The sequence below is a fragment of the Streptomyces sp. NPDC029466 genome, from assembly GCF_055574515.1.
The window spans coordinates 163,193-184,145 of record NZ_JBVHZH010000007.1 but is presented as its reverse complement, the minus strand read 5'-3'; the positions used below and the strand labels follow the sequence as shown (position 1 = coordinate 184,145).

The 20,953-nt window shown below is 67.5% G+C and carries 12 protein-coding genes and 1 tRNA gene; 8 read left to right on the top strand and 5 right to left on the bottom strand.

Going from position 1 to position 20,953, the window contains the following annotated elements; genetic code table 11:
* Positions 1-565: 565 nt before the first annotated feature.
* On the bottom strand, positions 566-2,620 hold the full coding sequence (locus ACZ4XD_RS09185; protein WP_468039752.1) for an ATP-binding protein: 2,055 nt from the start codon (positions 2,618-2,620) through the stop codon (positions 566-568).
* Between the two features lie 302 nt (positions 2,621-2,922).
* On the opposite strand from ACZ4XD_RS09185, the gene ACZ4XD_RS09180 reads away from it, so the two are divergent.
* Positions 2,923-2,998 (top strand) — tRNA-Arg (locus ACZ4XD_RS09180).
* 219 nt (positions 2,999-3,217) lie between these two features.
* Here ACZ4XD_RS09180 and ACZ4XD_RS09175 read toward each other — a convergent pair.
* Positions 3,218-3,775: a MarR family winged helix-turn-helix transcriptional regulator gene (locus ACZ4XD_RS09175; RefSeq protein WP_468039750.1), complete on the bottom strand. Its 558-nt coding sequence runs from the start codon at positions 3,773-3,775 to the stop codon at positions 3,218-3,220.
* Positions 3,776-4,025: 250 nt separating this feature from the next.
* On the opposite strand from ACZ4XD_RS09175, the gene ACZ4XD_RS09170 reads away from it, so the two are divergent.
* The 3 genes from ACZ4XD_RS09170 to ACZ4XD_RS09160 all read left to right on the top strand — a co-directional run bounded on the left by ACZ4XD_RS09170 (position 4,026) and on the right by ACZ4XD_RS09160 (position 7,380).
* Positions 4,026-5,096, top strand: coding sequence for an alkene reductase (locus ACZ4XD_RS09170; RefSeq protein ID WP_468039748.1), 1,071 nt, complete (start codon positions 4,026-4,028; stop codon positions 5,094-5,096).
* An 84-nt stretch (positions 5,097-5,180) separates the two neighbouring features.
* Positions 5,181-6,086 carry an NADP-dependent oxidoreductase gene (locus tag ACZ4XD_RS09165; protein WP_468039746.1) on the top strand — a complete coding sequence of 302 codons (906 nt, stop codon included), beginning with the start codon at positions 5,181-5,183 and terminating at the stop codon, positions 6,084-6,086.
* Between the two features lie 145 nt (positions 6,087-6,231).
* Positions 6,232-7,380: an alpha/beta fold hydrolase gene (locus ACZ4XD_RS09160; RefSeq protein ID WP_468039744.1), complete on the top strand. Its 1,149-nt coding sequence runs from the start codon at positions 6,232-6,234 to the stop codon at positions 7,378-7,380.
* A gap of 142 nt (positions 7,381-7,522) precedes the next feature.
* Here ACZ4XD_RS09160 and ACZ4XD_RS09155 read toward each other — a convergent pair whose 3' ends face one another.
* From ACZ4XD_RS09155 to ACZ4XD_RS09145, 3 genes are read right to left on the bottom strand one after another with little or no spacing between them, the layout of a single operon-like run.
* Positions 7,523-8,410 carry a DUF6339 family protein gene (locus ACZ4XD_RS09155; protein ID WP_468039742.1) on the bottom strand — a complete coding sequence of 296 codons (888 nt, stop codon included), beginning with the start codon at positions 8,408-8,410 and terminating at the stop codon, positions 7,523-7,525.
* Positions 8,407-9,399 (bottom strand): hypothetical protein, encoded by a 993-nt coding sequence (locus ACZ4XD_RS09150; RefSeq protein ID WP_468039740.1) that lies wholly within the window; start codon positions 9,397-9,399, stop codon positions 8,407-8,409. Before ACZ4XD_RS09150 ends, ACZ4XD_RS09155 begins: the two co-directional genes overlap by 4 nt.
* On the bottom strand, positions 9,396-13,025 hold the full coding sequence (locus ACZ4XD_RS09145) for a sigma-70 family RNA polymerase sigma factor (RefSeq protein WP_468039738.1): 3,630 nt from the start codon (positions 13,023-13,025) through the stop codon (positions 9,396-9,398). The genes ACZ4XD_RS09150 and ACZ4XD_RS09145 overlap by 4 nt, the downstream gene beginning before the upstream one ends.
* A gap of 96 nt (positions 13,026-13,121) precedes the next feature.
* Between ACZ4XD_RS09145 and ACZ4XD_RS09140 the strand changes: the two genes are divergently transcribed.
* From ACZ4XD_RS09140 to ACZ4XD_RS09125, 4 genes are read left to right on the top strand one after another with little or no spacing between them, the layout of a single operon-like run.
* Positions 13,122-14,738, top strand: a complete 1,617-nt coding sequence (locus ACZ4XD_RS09140; protein ID WP_468039736.1) for an NERD domain-containing protein — start codon at positions 13,122-13,124, stop codon at positions 14,736-14,738.
* A complete protein-coding gene (locus ACZ4XD_RS09135; protein WP_468039734.1) occupies positions 14,735-17,893 on the top strand; it encodes a helicase-related protein in 3,159 nt (1,052 codons plus the stop codon). The genes ACZ4XD_RS09140 and ACZ4XD_RS09135 overlap by 4 nt, the downstream gene beginning before the upstream one ends.
* A gap of 4 nt (positions 17,894-17,897) precedes the next feature.
* Entirely contained in the window at positions 17,898-19,790 is a 1,893-nt protein-coding gene (drmB, locus tag ACZ4XD_RS09130) for a DrmB family protein (protein ID WP_468039732.1), read from the top strand.
* Positions 19,787-20,884 (top strand): DEAD/DEAH box helicase, encoded by a 1,098-nt coding sequence (locus ACZ4XD_RS09125; RefSeq protein WP_468039730.1) that lies wholly within the window; start codon positions 19,787-19,789, stop codon positions 20,882-20,884. The genes drmB and ACZ4XD_RS09125 overlap by 4 nt, the downstream gene beginning before the upstream one ends.
* The last annotated feature ends 69 nt before the right edge of the window (positions 20,885-20,953 follow it).

Genomic DNA, 20,953 nt, shown 5'->3' with positions numbered 1-20,953 from the left:
CCCCTCGTCCCCGGCCTGGGCACACCCGCACCCCGCGCCCGCCGCGCAATCAACCCGTCATCCCACGCACCGCCCACCGCTGCTTCTTGCGCAGCCGCCCCGGACTCGCGCTCCGCCTCTGACACCACGGCCCCTTGAGCCCCTTGAGCCGCTTGAGGCTCCGCAGCCCCCATCGACGCCTCAGAAGCCACACAAACCTCAGGAGGAGCCACAGCCCCTGCACCCACCCCAAGCTCCCCCTCCACGGGAGACGCGCCCGCAGTCCCCGCCGCCCCCGCCGCCCCTGCAGCCCATGCCGCCCATGCCGCCCCTGCCGCCAACTTCCCCGGCCCCCGCTCTCCCCCAGCCACCTCACCCATCACCGGCAACTCACCCACCACCAACGGCTCACCCACCACCGCCGCATTACCAGCCACCGACGCCGCCCCCCTCCTCAACACCACACCCTCACCCGGCATCCCCGGCATCGCACTCTCACCCGCCGCACCGCCGGCCTCCCCCTCCCCCGTCCCCCGCCGCCCGTTGTTCTCCGCGCCCTCCCCGGAACCAGCCGCCTCGGAATCGCTCACCCCGACACCTCCTCCTTCTCCATCGCCCTCGCCCGCTCCTCCGCCTGCCGCTGCTCCTGCCGCGGTTCGCTCTCCGTCTCCCGCTGCTTCTCCCTCTGCAATACGGACAGCGCGGCAATCAGCTCCGCCTGTTGGTCCAGTGGCACGGTCAGCTGGTCCAGGGGGGCCAGCCGCCGCTCGCGCTCACCGTCCAGCGCGCGCTCCAGATACGTGGCCAGGAGTCGGCCGCCCCGCTCGCAGAGCCGGAGCGCGGTCTGTGCCCCCAAGAGGTCGGCGAGGTTCTCGCCCGCCGTACGGGCGCGACGGCCGCCGAGCAGAGCGGTGGCCAACAGTGCCGCCGACTCCTCCGGCTCCACCGACCCCGCACGCTCCCCGGCCTGTCCGGCGCGCGCCTCGCGGGTCTCCTCCTCGGCCAGCTCCTCCAAGCAGCGCCGCCAGCGCCGGACGATCACCCCGAGCCGGCCGCCCGCACCCGAAGCGCCCGCGGCGGCCGTCAGCGACACCTCAGCCGCCGCGGGGTCCCGCCGCCAGGCCTCCGCTGCCCGCTCGTCGGCCTCGTCCACGGCGCAGGTCAGCAGCGAGGTGAGCCCGTCGGTCAGGGCGTCGAGCAGCTCGTCCGACCGGCCGTCGAGCCCATGGTCCCGCCAGTGGGCGCGCGCGTCCCCGGACAGCACCTCACCGGCCGCGACCTCCTGCCGTACCCGCTCAGCGGCCCGCTCGTACGCCTCCTCGACCCGGCCTGCCAGCCGCAGCGCCGCGGCGTGCTGGGCGGCGGCGGCCCCGGCCAGCGCGGGCAGCCGGCTACGCAGCGAGGCGATCACCCCGGCCGCCGTACGCTCCGCCGCGGCGGAGCGGGCCACGGGGTCCTGGGCGTGCCGCTCCAGCCAGCCCCGCAGCGCCGCGACGGCCGTGGCGGGCAGCAGCCCGCTCCCTCCACCGGCCGATTCGGGCAGCTCGGGAATGGTGAATCGCGGGACATGGCCGAGCCCGGCCCGCTGGAGAAGTTCGGCGTACCGCCCGGCGATGTCGGTGGCGATCTGATGCGGCACCCGGTCCAGCACGGTCACCAGCGTGACGTCGTACTCCTTGGCCGTACGCAGCAGATGCCAGGGCACCGCATCCGCGTACCGGGCGGCCGTGGTGACCAGCACCCAGACATCCGCCGCGCAGATCAGCTCGGCGGCCAGCTCCCGGTTCCGCGCGACCAGCGAATCGATGTCCGGTGCGTCCAGCAGCGCCAGCCCACTGGGCAATGCCGGATCCGTCTCGATCCGCACCGTCAGCATCCCCGCGTCGGCCCCGCCCCTGTCCCTCCCGATCCCTACGCCACTCCCCCCGCCGCCGTCGCCATACGCCCCATAACCCCCACCAGCCGCACTCCCACCCACCACGGCCCCATATCCATGCCCCTCCGCGGCCCCCGCCGCCTCCTCCTCCACATACAGCTCGGACGCCCTGCGCTCCGCTCCCGCCCCACCAACACGCGCCACCCCATGCGCGCCAGCACGGCCCTCCGGGCCGGCCTCCGGCCCATGCCCCCCATGAGGCTCACGATGTCCCCCGTGAGGCGCATGACCCGCGCAGGACCCATGCGCCATACGGGCGCCCGGCCCGCTGGCCGCCCCACGCCCCCCACCCGCCGCATACGCACCCTCGCCGCCGTCATCCTGCTCAGGGACCCACACCCGGGCGAGCTGCGGCAGAACGCGTGGGCCGGCGAACCATTGGAGATCGTCGGGATGGCAGACCAGCACCGGCGTACGCGTCGTCGGGCGCAGCACCCCGGCCTCCGAGACCCGCCGCCCGACCAGCGAATTGACCAGAGTGGACTTGCCCGCCCCGGTCGATCCGCCGATCACCGCGAGCAGCGGGGCCTGAGGAGAGCGCAGACGGGGAATCACATAGTCGTCGAGCTGGGCGAGCAGCTCGGCCCGGTTGCGCCGGGCGCGGGCAGCGCCCCGGAGTGGCAGTGGAAAGCGTGCGGCGTCGACGCGGTCGCGCAGAACGGACAGTGCGTCGATCAGCCGGGGTCGTACGTCCAAGGTCGCCACATGTGCAGAATGCCCAATTTCGTTAGGTTTTTGAAGCGTATAACCCCTCGTGCGCGCCGCAAGAACCCCTACAGAACGGGATAAGTGGCGCGCGAGACGTCCGCGACAAGTGAGGCGCAGGCATAACGAGTGCACAACACCCGCCGCACGAGGCGCCAAAAGCGGTGCAGGATTCGTACCTGCCTGCGATTATCGGGACCGCTTCACCGAACCTCCACAACGTGCCACGGAGGTGAAGCAACCGGGACGAGGCACCCGGACCTCTATCCTTGTCCGCGGTCCGTGATCCACGTCCACACCCGGCCCCCGTAGCTCAGTGGATAGAGCAGGTGCCTTCTAAGCACTTGGCCGCAGGTTCGAGTCCTGCCGGGGGCGCCAGACCAGACCCTCCCCCTTGGGAGGGTCTTTTTGCTGTTCAGGGCAGGTTCGGCCACACGCAGAAGAGCGCCTGACGCTCCCCCGGCGGCCCAACAACCTCCGACACCGGCGCCCCCCAGAGGGCGCAACGCGGGCCACCCCTCTGAACGCTTCGAGCCCGCAGCGCACTTGGGCCGGCCGTGCGACTACAGCCCCGTTCGCATGGCGGCGCCTGTTGCGCTATGCATCCCCGCCCGTAGCCGTCGCCCCCGCATCGCCGGCCTCGCTCCCCTCAGCCGCCGCTCGGACCAGGTTCTGTTCCAAGCGTTCCAGGGTGTGCAGGGCTGCCGTCCGTTCCCCGTCGGAGAGGCCTGCCGTGGAGAGGTCCTCCAGGTGGCTCCAGACCTGTTCGACCTCGCGGCGCAGGGCGTGGCTGGCCGCTGTGGGTTCGATGAGGGAGGCGCGCTTGTCGGTGGGCGAGGGGCGGCGGCGGACGAAGCCGGCCTGCTCCAGGCGGCGGACGGTGCGGGTCATGGTGGCGGCGTCGGAGTCCATCAGGCGCACCAGGTCGGTCTGCCGCTGGGGGCCGAGTTCCCACAGGTGCATCATGACCAGCTCCTGACCCGGGTGCAGGCCGATCCGGCGCAGGAGCTGGCCGGCGAACATGCGGTGCAGACGGGCCAGGCGGAAGATCGCGTGACTGACCGGCCCGCCACTGGCCGCGGCCGGTACCGGGACGGTGGCTTCCTGCCCGATCCCTGCGGGGCCCTTCCCGGCTTCCGGCGTGGACTGCGTCATCTGAATCTCACTTTCCTGTTTGGGCAAGTTAATCCTACCTCCCGGGCTGGAGGCTCCGTGGCGTCCACTCCCCTCTGTGGCCGATAGGGGCAGGCAGGAGTGGGTTACGTACTTCACATCGGAAAGCGGGAAGGGATTCGAGGTCGTTACTTGTTCGGACAGGTGGTTTACTTGTTCAGACAGGCATTCGCGGCAGCGGGCACCCCGAGCGTCCGTGCCGCGGCACCTCACGACTCCCGAGGAAGAGACCATGACCACTGCTTTTGATCCGATCGTCCTGGGCGGCAAGCACCTGGCGAACCGCCTGGTGATGGCACCGATGACGCGTAGCCGCGCGTACGGGCCGGGCTCCGGGCCGACCGAACTGATGGCGACGTACTACGCGCAGCGGGCCGGCGCCGGGCTGATCGTCACGGAGGGCATTCAGCCCTCGCTGCTCGGCCAGGGATACCCCGACACCCCCGGTCTGCACACGGCCGGACAGGTGCGGGCGTGGCGGACGGTGACCGACGCCGTGCACCGTGAGGGCGGTGCGATCTACGCGCAGCTGATGCACACCGGCCGGATCGGCCACCCCAGCCTGCTGCCCGACGGACTGGTCCCGGTGGGGCCGTCGGCGGTCACCGCCAAGGGCCAGGTCTTCACCCATGAGGGGCCGAAGGAGTTCGTCACGCCGAAGGAGCTGACCGAGGCGGAGATCCGGCAGACCGTCGCCGACTTCGCCGAGGCGGCCCGTAACGCGGTCGCGGCCGGGTTCGACGGTGTGGAGCTGCACGGTGCCAACGGCTACCTGATCCACCAGTTCCTCGCGCCCAACACCAACCTCCGCACCGACGCCTGGGGCGGCGACACCGAAGGCCGGATCCGCTTCGCCGTCGAGGTCGTCACCGCCGTGGCCGAGGCGATCGGGAGCGACCGGGTCGGCCTGCGGATCTCGCCCGGGAACCAGTACAACGACATCGCCGAGGACGACCCGGACGAGGTCTACCTCGCGCTGCTGGACCGGCTCGCCGGCCTGGACCTGGCCTATCTGCACCTGATGGAGGGGCCGAACCGCGAGCTGACCCCGCGGCTGCGCAAGGTCTGGCCCGGCACGTTCGTCCTCAACCCGTTCACCTACCCGGACTCCACGGGTCCGGACGCGCTGGGGCTGATCGAGGACGGCAGCGCGGACATGGTGGCCTACGGCGCGCTGTTCCTGGCCAACCCCGACCTGCCGCGGCGTCTCGCCTCCGGCGGTCCGTTCAACTCCGCCGACAAGGCCACCTTCTACGGCGGCGACCACCGCGGCTACACCGACTACCCCACCCTCCCCGCCTGAGCGGTGCCCCCGCCGAGGCGGCCGCAGCGTGCGTGACAGCGCGTGCGGTTTCCTTCTCCACCCGCCCCCACCTGGGAGTTTGCGATGTCCAAAGCGATCACCTTCTCCGAGTACGGCGCACCCGAGGTGCTGCGACTGTCGGAGGTCCCCACGCCGGAGCCGGGCCCGGGCCAGGTCCGGATCCGTGTGCGGGCCGCCTCCGTGAACCCTCTTGACCTCAAGATCCGGTCCGGTCTGATGGCCAAGGCCGCCCCGGCCCGCTTCCCCGTGGTCCCCGGTCTGGACGCGGCCGGTGTCGTCGATGCCGTCGGCGAGGGGGCCGGCGTGGCCGTGGGCGACGAGGTTCTCGGTGCCGCGGTCGGCGGCAGCTACGGCGAATACGCCCTGCTCGACCGGCCGGTGGCCAAACCACGGGCGCTGTCGTGGGAGGTCGCCGCCTCGCTGGTCACGGTCGGCCGGACCGCGTTCCGGGTGCTGGGGCAGCTGGAGGTGAGGGCGGGGCAGACCCTGCTCGTCCACGGCGCCGGCGGCAGCGTGGGCACCGTCGCGGTGCAGCTGGCCGCCGCCCGCGGCCTCGATGTCGTCGGGACCGTCGGCGAGCACGACATCGAGCGCGTCACGGCGCTCGGAGCCACCGCGGTCCGCTACGGCGACGGCTGGGTGGAGCGGGTGCGGGCCGCGGCTCCCCAGGGAGTCGACGCCGTCTTCGACGCCTCCGGTGCCGGCGTACTCGCCGACTCCGTCGCGCTGACCGGTGACAGCGACCGTGTCATCACCATCGCCGATATGTCCGCCGCACAGCACGGCGTCCGCTTCAGCGCCGGCGGCGCCGACGCGGCAGACGACCCGCTGAGGCAGCTGGTGGATCTGGCCGCGGCCGGCGAGCTCGATCTCCCCGTATGGCGGGCCTATCCGCTGGACGAGGCCGCCACCGCACACGGTGACATCGAGGCCCGCCGCAACCGGGGCAAGGTCGTTCTCCTTCCCTGACCCCATGCCCCTGGCTTCCTGGCCCCCTGACCGCCGCCCCGCGGCGCCGGAGCGGCCCGGACGGGCCGCAGTCGAGACCCCGGCCGGCTGCGGCCCACCCACCCACCTGACACCCCCTCACCAAGGACGCGAGACCGCGAGACCCATGGCAGTCCGGCCCCACCCCGTGCCGCTGACGGCCGACGCGGACCTCGTCGCCGCGTTCGAGGTCCTCGGCCAGAAGTGGACCGGCGTCATCCTCCACACCCTGGCCACCCGCCCCGCCCGTTACGGCGAACTGAGCGCCGCCATCGAGCGCATCAGCACCAAGGTGCTCGCCGACCGGCTGCGCGAACTCGTCGGGGCCGGGCTCGTCACCCACGTCCAACTCCCGCCCGGGCCCGCCACCTACACGCTCACCGCCGACGGCCGGGCCCTGCTGCCCGCCCTGGAACAGCTCCGCTCCTGGTCGCGGCTCCGCCCCCACCCACCCCGTCACTCCTCAAGGAAGGCAACTCCCATGTCCGCACGCACCCTGCCCGAAGCCACCTTCGCCCGCACCGTCCTGGGCTCCGGCCCCGGCCTCGCCCTCGCCCACGGCGCCGGCAGCAGCGTGGCCGGCACCTACGGCCCGATCCTGGACGGTCTGGCCGCCCACCACACCGTGGTCGGTGTCGACTACCCCGGCAGCGGCGACACTCCCCGCTCCGCCACGCCGCTGTCGCTGGACGACCTGGCCGATCAGCTCGTCGCCGCCGCTGTCGCCGAGGGCCTGGAGACTTTCGCGGTGTCCGGCTACTCCCTCGGCGGCCCGGTCGCCATCCGCGCGGCGGCCCGCCACCCCGAGCGCGTCACCGCCCTCGTCCTGACCGCGACCTTCCCCCACCGGGACAACCGGCTCGCGCTCGCCGTGCCGGTCTGGCGCAAGCTGGCCGAGTCGGGCAACCGCGAACTGCTGGCCGAGTACCTGACGATGATGGCCCTGGGCGCCGACGCGCTGGAGGCGATGCCGGACGAACAGCTCCAGCAGGCCATAGGGTTCACCGCCGCGAGCATCGCCGAGGGCACCCCCGAGCACGCCGAGCTGGCCCCCCGGGTCGACGTCCGCGACGACCTGCCGGGCCTCCAGGCACCCACCCTGGTCATCTCCACCACGCAGGACTGGTTCACCTCCACCCGCCTGCACCGGCAGCTCGCCGACACCATCCCGCACGCCCAGCTCGTGGAAATCGCCACCGGCCACCTGCCCATGGTCGAACGCCCCGAGGAATGGCGGCAGCTGATCACCGACTTCCTCACGCAGCACAGCGCCTGAGGACCCGCGGGCGTCGAAAGGCGTGGGGCCGCATCGGCAAGGGCGGTGCGGCCCCGCGCGGGGTGTTCGCCCTTCGGCGCAACAGGCCTTGACGGACCCTCGGCTTCTCGGTGCGGTGGCCCGGGGCGCACGCAGCGCAAGATCACCCTCGCTCCTCGGAGACTCGCCCCCTTACCGATACATCCGCGAAGAGCCCTTCGAAATGAGCGGCCAGACGCTCCACGGACTCGTCCGGCGCAGGATCCTCCGCCGGCCCCTCCGGCAGAACGTGTCGGGAGACCGCGCGTGAGGTCTCGGCGGCCGCGATCCAGTCCCGCAGTGGATCAGGGTCGTACTCCACGTCAGGAGCAATGAGGTCATACATCAGCGTGGCAGCCGACGCGTTCACAGCGGCCACCAGAGCGTTGACCTCTCGACCGGTCTGCACGATCTTGTGGTCCATGAGACGTACGAGCGCCTGAGCGGTGGGGCGATGGTCTATGACATCCAGGCGAAGCGTGGTGTTCAGCATGTCCTGGTTGCCGCATGCCCTGGCCGCCGGCCCGTAGTCGGCCCCGTCGCGGAAGAGCTCGGCAGCCCACCAGAGGCGAGCGAATGCCTGGGTGTGGTGCGGACCGAGAAATCGCTTCCGGGCGACGCCTCGCGGCGCCTCGTCCGCCTTCGGCTCGGGCCGGTGCCGCCACACGACGTAGTCCGGTGCGACACCAAGTGCCAGGTAGGACCAGAGTCCGGCATCGGCCGCTTCACGCCGGCTCAGGCGGAGCGTCGCGTGCAGGCGCGGCGCCAGCCAGGCGTCGGCCGCCGTGGGGCGGGTCGCCTGAAACTCCTGAAGTGCCTGCTCGATCAGATCCCGCACGGGGTGGAGACGACCCCGCTCGTCGTCCCCCTCGAGTGGTTCGGCGACCTTGTTCAACGCGATCGACGCCACGTCCTCGCGTCCGGCGAGCAATCCCGCGGAGATGAACTCGGCAGCCTGCATATCGGAGATCCGAGCAAGCCTCTCCGGCAGATGCTCAGGCCTGGCGGTCATGCGTGGTTCTCCTGCTCAAGTCGCTCGATCTTACGGACGGTGTCGGTCAGGGTCCTGGGAACTCCGGCACGGCGCGTGGCCGCGATATGGATACGCGGCTGAAGTTCGGCCCAGCTCCCGTCGCCGCGACGGCGCGTGTGGACCTCGCGCAGGGCGTCCTCCACCGAGTGTCCGGGCACGACGTCCGGGAGCATCTCGCGGAGCACCTCCCCGCGCCAGTCCGGCGGCAGGAGCGGGGTTCCATCGTCCTCGATCTCCAGGTCACCGATGGCGGTGTGGAACACCGCCGTCCACACGTCGGTGCACATCTGGGCCATCAGCATCTCCCCGACGACGCTCTCGACCTTCGATGCCTCGCCTTCCACGAGCGCGAGGAGCCCCTCGAAGTCGGAGTTCAGCCGGACGGTGGGCATCCGCCCCGAGGGGTCCACGATCCAGGGCGCGTCCCGATAGGGGCGCAACCAGGCGGCACCGCGCGCGAAACTGCTGGTGGTGACGTCCAGTTCACGGTCCCTGAGCGGTACGTCCGCCGTCACGTCGACCATCCATTCCCGCTCGGTGGAAGCGATGATCCGTCCTGCCACCCCGTCGACGGTCGCCACCACGTGCACGGCAAGTGAGGCGCGGTCAACAAATCCGGGCCGGTGAACCTCTATCTCTCCCGCCCACTCCTTGCCGTCGCCGGCGGGACAACCGAGTCGCGTGACGAACCGTGCGTTGGTGGCCTTCTCCGTCAGAACAGCCACCACGGCCACTTCGGACCATCGCCCCTTTTCCGCGATCTCGCGCGCGGGGATCGTCGCCGACAGAGAGAGCCGGGCCGTGTGCCAATCGTCCCGCTCGGCCCGCCCCAGAGCCACGACGTGCTCCACCACGGAGAAGCCCTTGGTGTCCAGATCCTCCCGCACGTCGCCGGGGCCCCTGAGTCGCACAGCCGTGACACGGGCCGTCACCGCTCCGGAGAGACGTGGATACGGATAGGCCCTCATGCGGGGTCTCCCTTGCCTGCCTGGAGTTCGACGACGAGTCCGGTGAGCGCCGCGCGGACCGGATGGGTCGACACGTCCGTGACGCCCCTGAAGACAGCACGACGCGTACCCGGCGTGAACTGAATCGTGTCGCCATCGAATTCACAATTGCTCACGGCTTCGAGCTTGGCCCACTTGACCACCGGGCGCGGGCCCGATCGCACCTCCAACTTGGCCACAGGACTCATGCGCCAGGTCTCTCCACCGGTCGGCACCTTGACCTCGGCCGTGACCTGCCACGCTCCGGACGTGTCGACCACGGCATCGAGGTCGTCGAGCTGCGGAGGTTCGGTCGGACCCTTGACCTTCGCCGACGCATTGCCGGTGATTTTGAGCCGCTTACGCACCTTTCCCGTGCCGCTGGGCTTCTTCTCCTGCGGGATGGCCACGAGCTCACGCACGGCCTTGTTCGTCTCCGTGGTCAACGCTGCGATCCTGCGATGAGCCGAGGGCGTATAGCGCATCCTCAACTCCTCCGTCTGGCCCCACTTGTTGTGCTCCGGTGGCTCGGAGGTCCGCAGAAAATCCTCTGCCTCCGCGGCGAACGGGGCGTCCTCACCCGCGGCCCGGCCCGCGAGCAGAACAGCCTGAAACGGATTGGTTCCGATGGGGAGGTCCGGCACCCGGCTCGTCTTGACCGTCATGCGATTGCCGCGCATGGCCGTCACCTGGTTGATCCTGCCGTCGGCGTCCGATGCCTCGGTGACGAGGAGAACAGCCCGGTGTTCGCCTACCGCTCCGGTGGTTCCGTCCCGCGCCGGCACCTTCAACGGGACGGTGGTTGCGGCCACTTGCCCGGCAGAGGTGAGGCGGTCCACCGTGGTGCCGCTGAAGAACGCCTGAAGGGCACGCGAGCGCGCCGGCTGATGAACCTGCGGATCGATGCGTTCCTCCTCGATGAGCTCGACACCGTTGCGCAGCGTCCGCACCGAGGCCTCCAGCAAGGGCCGTTGAGCGCCTCCTGCCGTCATCGCAGCCCAGAAGTTCCGGCCGAGTGCCCGGACCAGACGCTGGTGCATGACCTCGAGGCTGTCCTCGTCGTCGTCTCCTTCGTTGTCCCGGCCGACCTCCGCGAGGCTGGCAACGTCGTGCGCTCCGACGATCAGGAAGGAGGTACCCGGGTCATCGCCCTCGCGGGTGAGGTGAAGGTTCTCGACCGTGCTTTCGTCGCCCCACCAGGAGCGCACCACGTCCGCATTGTCCGCCTCGGCGTCGGGACGGCCGAGCCAGGCCGGGCCGGAGTACCGCTTGCCTTGCACCTCCCGCCACGGCAGATCGAGTCGTCCGACCAGCCGGCGCGCCAGGCGCCCCTCGTGAGGTTCGGAGAGCGTGGAGTTCATGAGGACCAGTCCCAATCGGCTGGTTGCCCAGAGAGTGGCCTTGCCCAGGCCGTACGAGCCCCCTGCCGCGACATCGGACTTGTGGCTGTCGAGTTGACGCCGCACAACGGCGGAGAACCGACCGTCCTCGTAATCGTCTCCGGTCAGTCCGTTGGCGTTGTAGTCGTCGACGCGGAGGAGTACCAGTCGGTCCCGCTTCCGCATCTCCCTCAGGCCGACGCTGATGACACGTCCGACCTTCTGATCCTGGAGGGCGGCCGCCTCATAGTGCGGCAGAAGGTCGTCCCAGCGGATCGCCGTACGGAAACGAGCCAGGGCGTCTCCGGTCAGTTCATGCAAGGTGTAGCGAACCCGGACCGGCCGCTCGTTCCCCTTGCAGCGCTCGTCCAGACTGTTCTGAGTCGCCTCCCGTGCCAGCACCTCCAGGTCGGCCTCGAAGGCAAAGGCCGCTGCGTTGCCGAACTCCCGTCCACCGTCGTCATGTCCAGGGCGGTGGTACCACACGGCCGGGGTCTCCGACGGTTCGTCCCGACGTTCCGGACCGTCCGCGGGGCCACGTCGGCTCTCTTCGTCGGGCGTGAACACCTCCCGCACCGCGGCCAGGCGGTCCGGGCCCGGAACGGAACGGGCCTCCAGCCAATCGGAGACAAGCTCCCGGGTCGCTCCCAACCTGCGCGCCAGCTCGACTTCGTCCATCCCACTGCTGTGCATCCGCTCGGCCAACCAGCGGCCGACGTCTTGCTCTTCTGAGCTCAATGCTCCATCTCCATCTCCCCCTTCGGAACCCTTCTCCGCCTCGAAAGTGAGGTCCTTGCCACTGGATGGCTCTCCGACATCTGGTCCCCCCTGTCCCTCCGCGCATTCCTGGCGTCCCACCCGTCCAGCGGCCTCCTTCGCACTGTCCCGGGCTGCTCTTTTACGACGTCGCTCCTCGGCTGGATCGTCGGGATCCAGGCCCATATAGGTCCTTATCTCCTGCATGGCGCGTTTCTCGATCTGCCTGATGCGCTCCCGCGTGACGCCGACTCTCCCGCCGATTTCTTCCAGCGTCCAGGACCTGCCGTCGACGAACCCGTACCGCAGGAGAAGAACCTCTCTCACCCGATCCGTAAGTGCGCATGCCTGGAAGAGCTGAAACAGTTCCTCGCGCTGAAAACTCGAATGAAGAGTCTGCTCGGGGCCCGGCACCGATTGCCCTTCGTCGACGATCAGTTCTGCGAGCGTGGTGTTCTCACCGACAGGAAGTTCGAGGGAGACCACCGGACGGCGACTGAGCCGTAGGCACTCCACCACCTTCGCCGGACTGATACCACACGCCAGGGCCAGATCCTCCACATTGGGCTTGATGCCTTGGTTCAGGAATATCCGCTCTCGCTTGCGAACCTTCGCGATCTGGTCCCATATGTGAACCGGAAGCCGAATGAACGAGCCTTCGTTGATCACCGCTCGACTGATGTGCTGGCGAATCCACCAGGTTGCGTAGGTCGAAAACTTGCAGCCCAGCGAAACATCGAACTTCTCCACCGCCCGTATCAAGCCGGTCATACCGTGCTGAGCAAGGTCTTCGTAATCGGAGCCCCCCTCCCGGTATCCCAAGGTGTTCAGAATCTTGTGAACAAGTCGCTGATTGTGGACGATCATCGCAGTGAAGGCCCCGTAGGGTTCGCTGTCTCTCGGCAGTCGTGCCGCGTAACCGGAGGTCAATGACTCCGATGGCGTCCGCACCGCCCGGAACAGGAGACAGAGCCCCACCTCCTCCTCGGCGCTCAGCAGTCGCTGTTCCAGGTCCACCCCCTTGGCATCGGCCGCGAGGAGGGCTCGCGCAGCGCGTCTTGCCGCATGGTGGTCTTCGACGCGCACCGTGCCTCGAAACGACTCGAGGTCCGGGACCTCCTCCACCCCTTCCTCGGGATCCTCCTCAGGGGAATCGAAATCGTCGGCGAGCTCATCGATCTCGGCACCCTCCCCCGCGCCGCACTCCCGTTCGAATGTGGTTCCTTTGCTCTCCGCTTCCTTGGCTGTCACCGCCGCGTGCAAGGCCTGCCCCTGCGACGCATCGAGTCGCGCAGCCCTCATCACCTGCACCAGGGCGACGCGAAGTTCGATGCCCTCCGCCATGAATCGCCGCACGAGCCGGACAAGCGCATTCCAACCACCGGCCCCCACCGACTCGTCGGATGCACCGTCCCGTTCCCTCGTCATCACACCCCCGAGCTCCGCTTTCGCTCCTCCCAGTCCATCATTCATCGAGCCGCACTGCCGGCAACTTCCTCAACGGCTCTGCAACGTGACGATCAATCACTCGATACCTTGGGGGCGTTGGCGTGACCATGGGGAGAGTTGATGCGGATCATTCCGAGCGAGATCTCGAGCAGTACCAGGAGCCGGGCCGAGCGCAGCGTGTTCGCCGCGCTCAAGGCCATCCCGGACGACGAGAGCGTCGCGCTGCACACAGTCCACCTTCCCAAGCACCACAAGAAGCGACTTGGCGAGATCGACTTCATCGTCATCACGCCCGACCTCCTGCTCTTCATCGAGGTGAAGGGCGGCCGCGTGCACCACAAGGACGGAAGGTGGTTCTACGGTCCCGTCGGCCGCGAAGTCGGGCCCAAGGAGAGCCCCTGGGAACAGGCCAACGGGGGTATGCATGAGTTCGAACGCGAATTGGGCGCGCTGGTCGGTAACTTGAGGCACCTCGGCGTACCCAGCGGCTACCTGGTGATCACCCCGGACGTCAACATCCAACGTATGACCCAGTTCGAGCCCCAGCAGTACCTGGGTCGGGATGCCTACGCCGGCGGGCGCGGCTTGGCCCAGGGTATGGAACGGGCTATCCGATTCTGGCTTCCACGGAACAGTTGGGCGCGCACCCCCATCCCCGCCCCCCTGCGCAAGAAGATGCTCGAGGCGGTGCGGCCGGACTTCGACCTCGTTCCGAATCTGCAGTCCCGGTTGACGCATCTCGAAGTCGCCTTCGAGCGACTGACCGCCGAACAGCTCGACAGGCTGGATGAGTTGGAGTCGACCCCACGCCTCATCTGGACGGGCGGAGCCGGCACGGGCAAGACGTTTCTCGCCGCCGAGGCGGCCCGACGCAAGTCGGCCGTCGGCACAGTCCTGTTCACCTGCGCCAGTGTCACGCTTGCGACTCACATGGGCGGCATCCTCACCGATGAGGCGATCACCGTCTTGCCCTTCGACCGTCTCGACGAAGTTCGAGGACGCACCTTCGACCACCTGATCGTGGACGAAGCACAGGATCTGATGAACTTCGCGAGCCTGGACACCCTGGAGAAGCTGGTCGATGGCGGTCTCACAGAGGGCCGATGGCTCTTCATGCTCGACCAGAACAACCAGGTCTTGGCTCCGGAAGCCTACGACCCGGGTGCCTGGGAGTACCTGCACCCGCTCGGATTCCCCTACGGACCGTTGAAGCGCAACTGTCGCAACACCGTGCAGATCGTCAAGCAGGTGTACTTCCACACGGGCGCGAACCTGGGCGTGGCCTCCGCGGGCGAGGGTGAACCGGTTCGGTTCACCGAGGTACGCAGTGCGCAGGAGGAGGCGACTGCTCTCGATGCCTATGTGAACGAGCTCGTACAGCAAGACGTGTCCCCCAAGGACGTCACCCTGCTGTCTGTGTCCGGGGACTGGCAGACGAGTTCAGCCCGCCTCTCACAGCGCGCCTCCAAAATCGAACGATTCGCGGACGTGGTCGGAACCGATCGCACCAAGCACCGGCTCACCTGGTCCTCGGTCGCCGACTTCAAGGGCCACGAGAACAATGTCGTCTGCCTCATCGACCTCGAACCCGAACACCTGGAAGGCAGGCTGGACGCCATCTATGTCGCCTGGACGAGAGCCCGCGCTCAGCTCTGGGTGGCTTGCCGTCCCGGCACCCGCCCAGTGCTCAAAGAACTCGGTGTGGCGGTGCTGAAGCGGGAGGGACGTCTCGGATGAACGACATCGACTCCCGGCTCTCCAAGCATCGCGACGACTTCGTTGAGTACCTCCGCGACCAATTGGTCGGGCCGGCCATGGGCGAGGACGAGACGCTCGTCGACCCCCCTGACCGGCGCTATCTCATGGGCACCTTGTATCCGCGTGGTGCTTCCCTGACGAAGCACTCGCAGAACGACGGCGAACAAGACTTCAACGAGACCGCGGCGGGCATCGGGGAAGAAGACGGATTTGCCGACGACCCCGTGGCCGAGGCGAATGCTTGGCTCCCTTCCTCTCTCGGATTCTCCTTCTTCACCAATGCCCGTCATATCGAGGTGACGTGTGCGGCATCCCGTTACGTGACATCCCGCGACGGCGGGCGGCGTAGTTGGCAACGGCAGCCTCGGCTGTCCGCCACGGAGACCATCTCCGTGGAGCAGACGACTCCCGTCCCGGTTCTGGACGGACACGGGCGCCTCCATGTCCGTTGGCGCCCCTTCGGTCGTGGATATCTCGTCACATGCGTGCTCGCCAATGCGCATGACGAGGAGGAGAGCTCCCACAAGGACCGGGACCTGATGCTCTTCCAAGCCGAGTTGTGGGCCACGACAATCGGCGGCACGATCCGCGAGTACCCGAGCACCCGCCTCAACAGCCGAGACGAGGAAGAGCAGGAGCTGCGGGTCCAGTACCGACACATCCTGACGCGAGCCGTGGGGCACGGATGCGCCGTCGAGTGGGACGAGGACTCCGAAGAGGTCACCACCGTAAGGGCACAGATCATGCCCTCGCAGGTGGTCGAGCACATCAAACCCGACGGGCCGAAGAACCTGTCGGTGCTCAACCTCGCGTATCTCTCCCGACCGGCACTCACAGTGGACGATCTGCGGGCCGGGCTGGACTCCTTCGTCCTCGGATATCGCGAATGGTGCGATACCCAACGGTCGGAGGCCGCGACCCTGGACTCGTGGGCCTCGGCGCCCGCCGCCCGAATTCTCAAGCGCATCGATACCGCGCTCCACCGCATGGAATCGGGCGTGCGGGCTCTCACCGCATCGACCCCGGCGGGGGCCCAGGCGCGCGAGGCGTTCAGGCTCGCCAACCGCGCCATGGCACTTCAAATGCTCCACAGTTCCCCCGAGTTGGCGGGCCGCCGCCGCAAGAGGGACAGCGAGGTAATCGAGCTGGCCGAGCCCCCCGCCCACTACGCATGGCACCCGTTCCAACTCGCCTACTTCCTTCTTGTCGTCGAGGGGCTGATGAACCCCGAGCACGAGGACCGCAAGACAGTCGATCTCATCTGGTTCCCCACGGGCGGTGGCAAGACGGAGGCATACCTCCTCACGGCCTGCTTCGAGATCCTCTGGCGCCGGCTGCGCTTCGGCGCAGCGGGCGGAGGCACTGCCGTCCTGAGCCGATACACGCTGAGCCTGCTCACCACTCAGCAGTTCCAACGCACGGCAACGGCCATCTGCGCCCTCGAGTACATCCGTGCGGGACACGACGGTCCCCTCTCCCACGACCTGGGGGAGGAGCCCATCTCCATCGGGCTCTGGGTGGGCAAGGACACCACACCGAACAAGATCGCCGCCGCTCGGGACGAGCTCAGCGTCCTCAAGCAGATGAACCAGCCCGATGATCGGTTCCTGCTGGAGCGCTGCCCTTGGTGCGGCACCGAGATCGTCCCGGCCCGGCAGGGACAGGACAAGGACTTCGGCATCAAGGCGGACGGGGTCACCACCTCGTTCTTCTGCCCTCGCGGCACCTGCATCTTCCACGAGCGACTTCCGGTTTCCGTGGTGGACGAGCAGATCTACGAAGAACCGCCGACCTTCGTGCTCGGCACCGTGGACAAGTTCGCCCGACTGGCGTGGGAACCGAAAGCGGGAAACCTCTTCGGCCGGAACGGCACACGTAAACCCTCGCTGGTGATCCAGGACGAGCTGCATCTCCTGGCCGGTCCTCTGGGAACAACCGTCGGCCTGTACGAATCGGCGATCCTCGAACTGTGTGCGTGGGACGGTACCGTCCCGAAGGTCATCGCTTCCACCGCAACCATTCGGCGTTCGCAGGAACAGGTCCGCAGTCTTTACGGTCGCCCTGCCCAACTCTTCCCCCCGGCCGGTATGAAGGCCGGCCACTCGTACTTCGCCTCACCGGACAAGGAGAAGCCCGGCCGCCGGTACGTCGGCGTCATGGCTCAGGGGCACACGGCGTCCACCTCGACCGTCCATGTGGGGGCGGCCGCACTGCAGGCCCCCAAGGAGATCTGCGACGATGACGCCCTTCGGGACACGTACTGGACCGTGGTCGCCTACCACAACAGTCTGCGAGAGCTGGGCCGAACCGTCACGATCGCCCGGGACGACATCCCCGCCCGCCTCGCGCACCTGACGAACGACGCCACACGACGCCGGACGCTGAATGAGGACTCGGTGCTCGAACTCACCAGCAACATCCCGCGCGCCGTCCAACCACGGCTCCTCGAACGTCTGGGCAAGCATTTCAAGGAACGCGACAGCATCTCCTTCCTCGCCACGACCAATATGCTCTCGGTCGGTGTCGACGTTCCACGACTCGGCCTCATGCTCATGAACGGGCAGCCCAAGACGACATCGGAATACATCCAGGCCACCAGTCGCGTTGGCCGACGTCACGTGCCCGGATTGATCGTCACGCTGTTCCGCTCCAGCAAGCCACGCGATCGATCGCACTACGAATCCTTCGGTATCTACCATCGCTCGCTCTATCGTCACGTCGAACCCACCAGCGTCACGCCGTGGTCGATGCCCTCCCGCAAACGCGCCCTGCATGCAGTCCTCACCATCCTCGTACGTCATGGACTCGGCCTGAGCGCCGAGAATCGGGCGGGCGAAATCCTCGATGATCCGGACGGTGTCGCACGGGTCCGCGAACTCATCGTTGATCACGTACGGCGGGCCGACCCGATGGAAGCCGATGACGCAGCCGAGAAGCTCGACAGACTGATCGAGACCTGGCAGCAGGAGGCCGAAATCGCTCGAGGCGATGGCAGCCGCCTCTATTACCAACCCCAGGGGCGCTTGCACACATCGCTCCTCACCGACTTCGGCAAGCAGGGCGGCATCTGGGAAACACCGCAGTCGATGCGCAATGTCGACCGCGAGTGCCTGATTGCTGTGAGAGGAGCATGAAGCAGTGAAGGACATTCGTCGAAAAGTTCGCAGGGCTCAGACCATCGTGCCCTTCGGTGTCGGTGGGATCATCGACATTCGAGGCGAATCCTTCGTCGCCGCAGACATTCGCAGTTGGGCGGCCAACGGAGAACGAGTCGAATCCCCCCGGCTGGCGGCAAAACTGGGCGTGCAAGGCTTTCGCTCGGCACCCGTCATTCCCTCCGGCAAGGCCGCATACGCGACCCGCATCGGGCCCACGTATGTACGATTTCCCAAGTGGTTGTTCTGCCCTCAGTGCAGGAAGATGGTGCTCTGGCGGCAGAACCTGGAGCAATGGGAGAAGCAGGCGGTATGTGGCATCTGCCCGGGAAAGCCGCAACTGGCCCCGATGCGTTTCATCCAGGTGTGCCGGGAAGGCCACATGGCTGACATCGACTGGCGGCGATGGGCCCACTCCAGGAGCGAAGGACACGACCAACGCCAGTGCCGAGTTTACAAACTTCGATTCGTGGCAACTCCCGAATCCTCCGGGTTGGAAGCCCTGCGAGTCGTCTGCTTCGCCTGCCATGCCGGAAGGAATCTGGCAGGGATCAGCCAGAAGAACGTTCTCAAGCAGGTCGGCCTGGAATGCACGGGAAGCCATCCATGGCAGTCCACGGATGATGAGGCGGATCCCTGCGAGGAAACACCGCAAGCTGTGCAGCGCGGCGCATCCAACGTGTACTTCCCGATCACGCACTCGGCCCTGGACATCCCTGCACCCGAAGGGCTTTCCGAGGACGACGAGATGGCGCAGCTGGTCGTCAACCACCGCATGTGGCCCGACTTCAAGAGCTCCGAAAACAGTCCGGCCTCCGATGTCTTCAGAGAGTACATCGCACGGGACTGCGGGGTCCCTGAGGAGTTCATCGAGACTCTGCGTCGCCGGTACGCGGACGAAGCCGCCTCGATGCCGTCAGCGGATGACCCTGACGACGATCTCAGCATCGCCGAATGGGCGGCCTTCTCCGCGCCGAAGCCCGGTGCCGGCTCTCAGACGTTCTCCGTCCGTCGCACTCACCTCGGAGTGGACCATGACCACCCCGAATCCATGCGTGAGCTGGACGCGCGAATCTCCGGGGTCGTCGTGGCCGATCGGGTGCGCGAAGTCCGCGCGCTCGAGGGTTTCTCGCGATACGAACCCAGCACCGGCGACGGCGAGGAGGCCGACGGCGGCCGCGTGGTATCGGTCAACACGCAAGGACGGCCCCTGTGGTTGCCCGCCATCGAGACTTACGGTGAAGGGATCTTCATCTCCGTCGAGGAGCATCGTCTGCGCACTTGGGAGGAACTTTCCTCGGTTCGCGACTGGACTCTACGGATCGAGCAGAACCTGGACGCCTCGTTCAAAGCCGACCGCCTCAGGGATAAGTCCGGCCCGAAGCTTCTCCCGCGATTCGTGATGCTGCACACCTTGGCCCATCAGTTCATCCGCCAGCTGTCCTACGACAGTGGCTACAACTCGGCCGCACTGCGTGAACGCGTCTATGCCCGAAGCCACGCCCCGGGCAGTGAACTGCCACCACAGGCAGGGGTGTTCATCTATACGGCCGCAGGGGACTCGGAGGGCACACTGGGCGGGCTCGTCCGTCAAGGTCAAGCACCGAATCTGGTCGAGACCCTGATCCGTTTGCTCGAATCGGCGCAATGGTGCTCCCAGGACCCGCTCTGCGCCGATTCGACGGGGAGGTCCCTGGCCAACCTCAATCGAGCCGCTTGTCATGCGTGCACGCTCCTCCCCGAGACCTGTTGCGAGATCGACAACTCCCTGCTGGACAGGACCCTGCTGATCGGTGACGGCGCGGTCCCCGGGTTCTTTCGGGACGTTGTCCAAGCGGCACTGGACGAGTCGGCAGAGGTCATTGATCTGCCGTGAGATTTCCTTCCCTTCTCGGCCTCGAGCCCGAGCAACAAACGGTCGTCGATCTCCCCTTCCACGGATGCCACGTGGTCACCGGAGCACCTGGTGCCGGTAAGAGCGTGATGGCCGTCTATCGAGCCTGGATGCTGGCCACGGCAGGTCGCGAAGTCACCCTCTTCGCACGCTCCAACCTGCTGCGGCAGTACCTGGCCCAGGCGGCCCCTGACCTCACCGCGGCCCTGACCGTCACCACATTCCATCGATGGGTCAGAGATTTCTGGAAGGCACGATTCCAAACTGCTCCCCCGCAGACGGACGAGGGTGGTTGGAGCTACGACTGGTTCGAGATGCAGCGGCACTGCATCCTGCAGCACGTCACATCCCAAACCCATCTGGTGATCGACGAAGGTCAGAATCTTCCAGTCGCCTTCTATGATTTGTGCCGAATTCTCAACATCAGCGTCACTGTCTTCGCCGACGAGGAACAGCGAATCGGTGAAGACCAGAGCACCCTGCTTGAAATATGCGAAGCGCTCGCAGCACATTCCGGTCCACTCGTCCTGCGCAAGAACCACCGAAACAGCCGCGAAATCGTCATGCTGGCGTCCGAGTTCCATCACCCCTGTGGAGAGAAGGGGCTTCCTGCAACCGCCGGGCAGCTGCCCTGTGTCCTGAAGGTCCCCTCCTTGGGGCACCTCCTGACCAGGATCGCTCAATACTTCAACGCGCAGCCGGAGCAGAGAATCGGGATCATCTGTAGGTCGACCCTGCTGATCCGGGAAATCCAGAGCAGACTCACGCAGCACGGTCTCGCCAAGTACACCCAGGCGTATGTGCACGACGACGAGCATCGAAAGCGTATGGACTTCTTGGGGAGATCCATCCGGATTGTGAGCACGGCGAGCATGAAGGGCCTCGAGTTCGACAGCGTCTTCGTCCCGGACCTTGACACATACACGGAGGATCCGACGAGCGTCGACGCGCGTCTGCGCTTCTTCGTGCTGTGCACTCGTGCTCGCGAAGATCTGCACTTCGCCTATCGCGGCTCCCAGGAGCCCGCCATCTTGTCCGGCATCCCGGAGTCCGTGCTGGCCCGACGCTCCGATTGAGCTTTCGGCGCAGTCATTTGCACCCCAGGGCAAGATCATCCATGGAGGGCTTTCTGCTGGTCAGCGGCA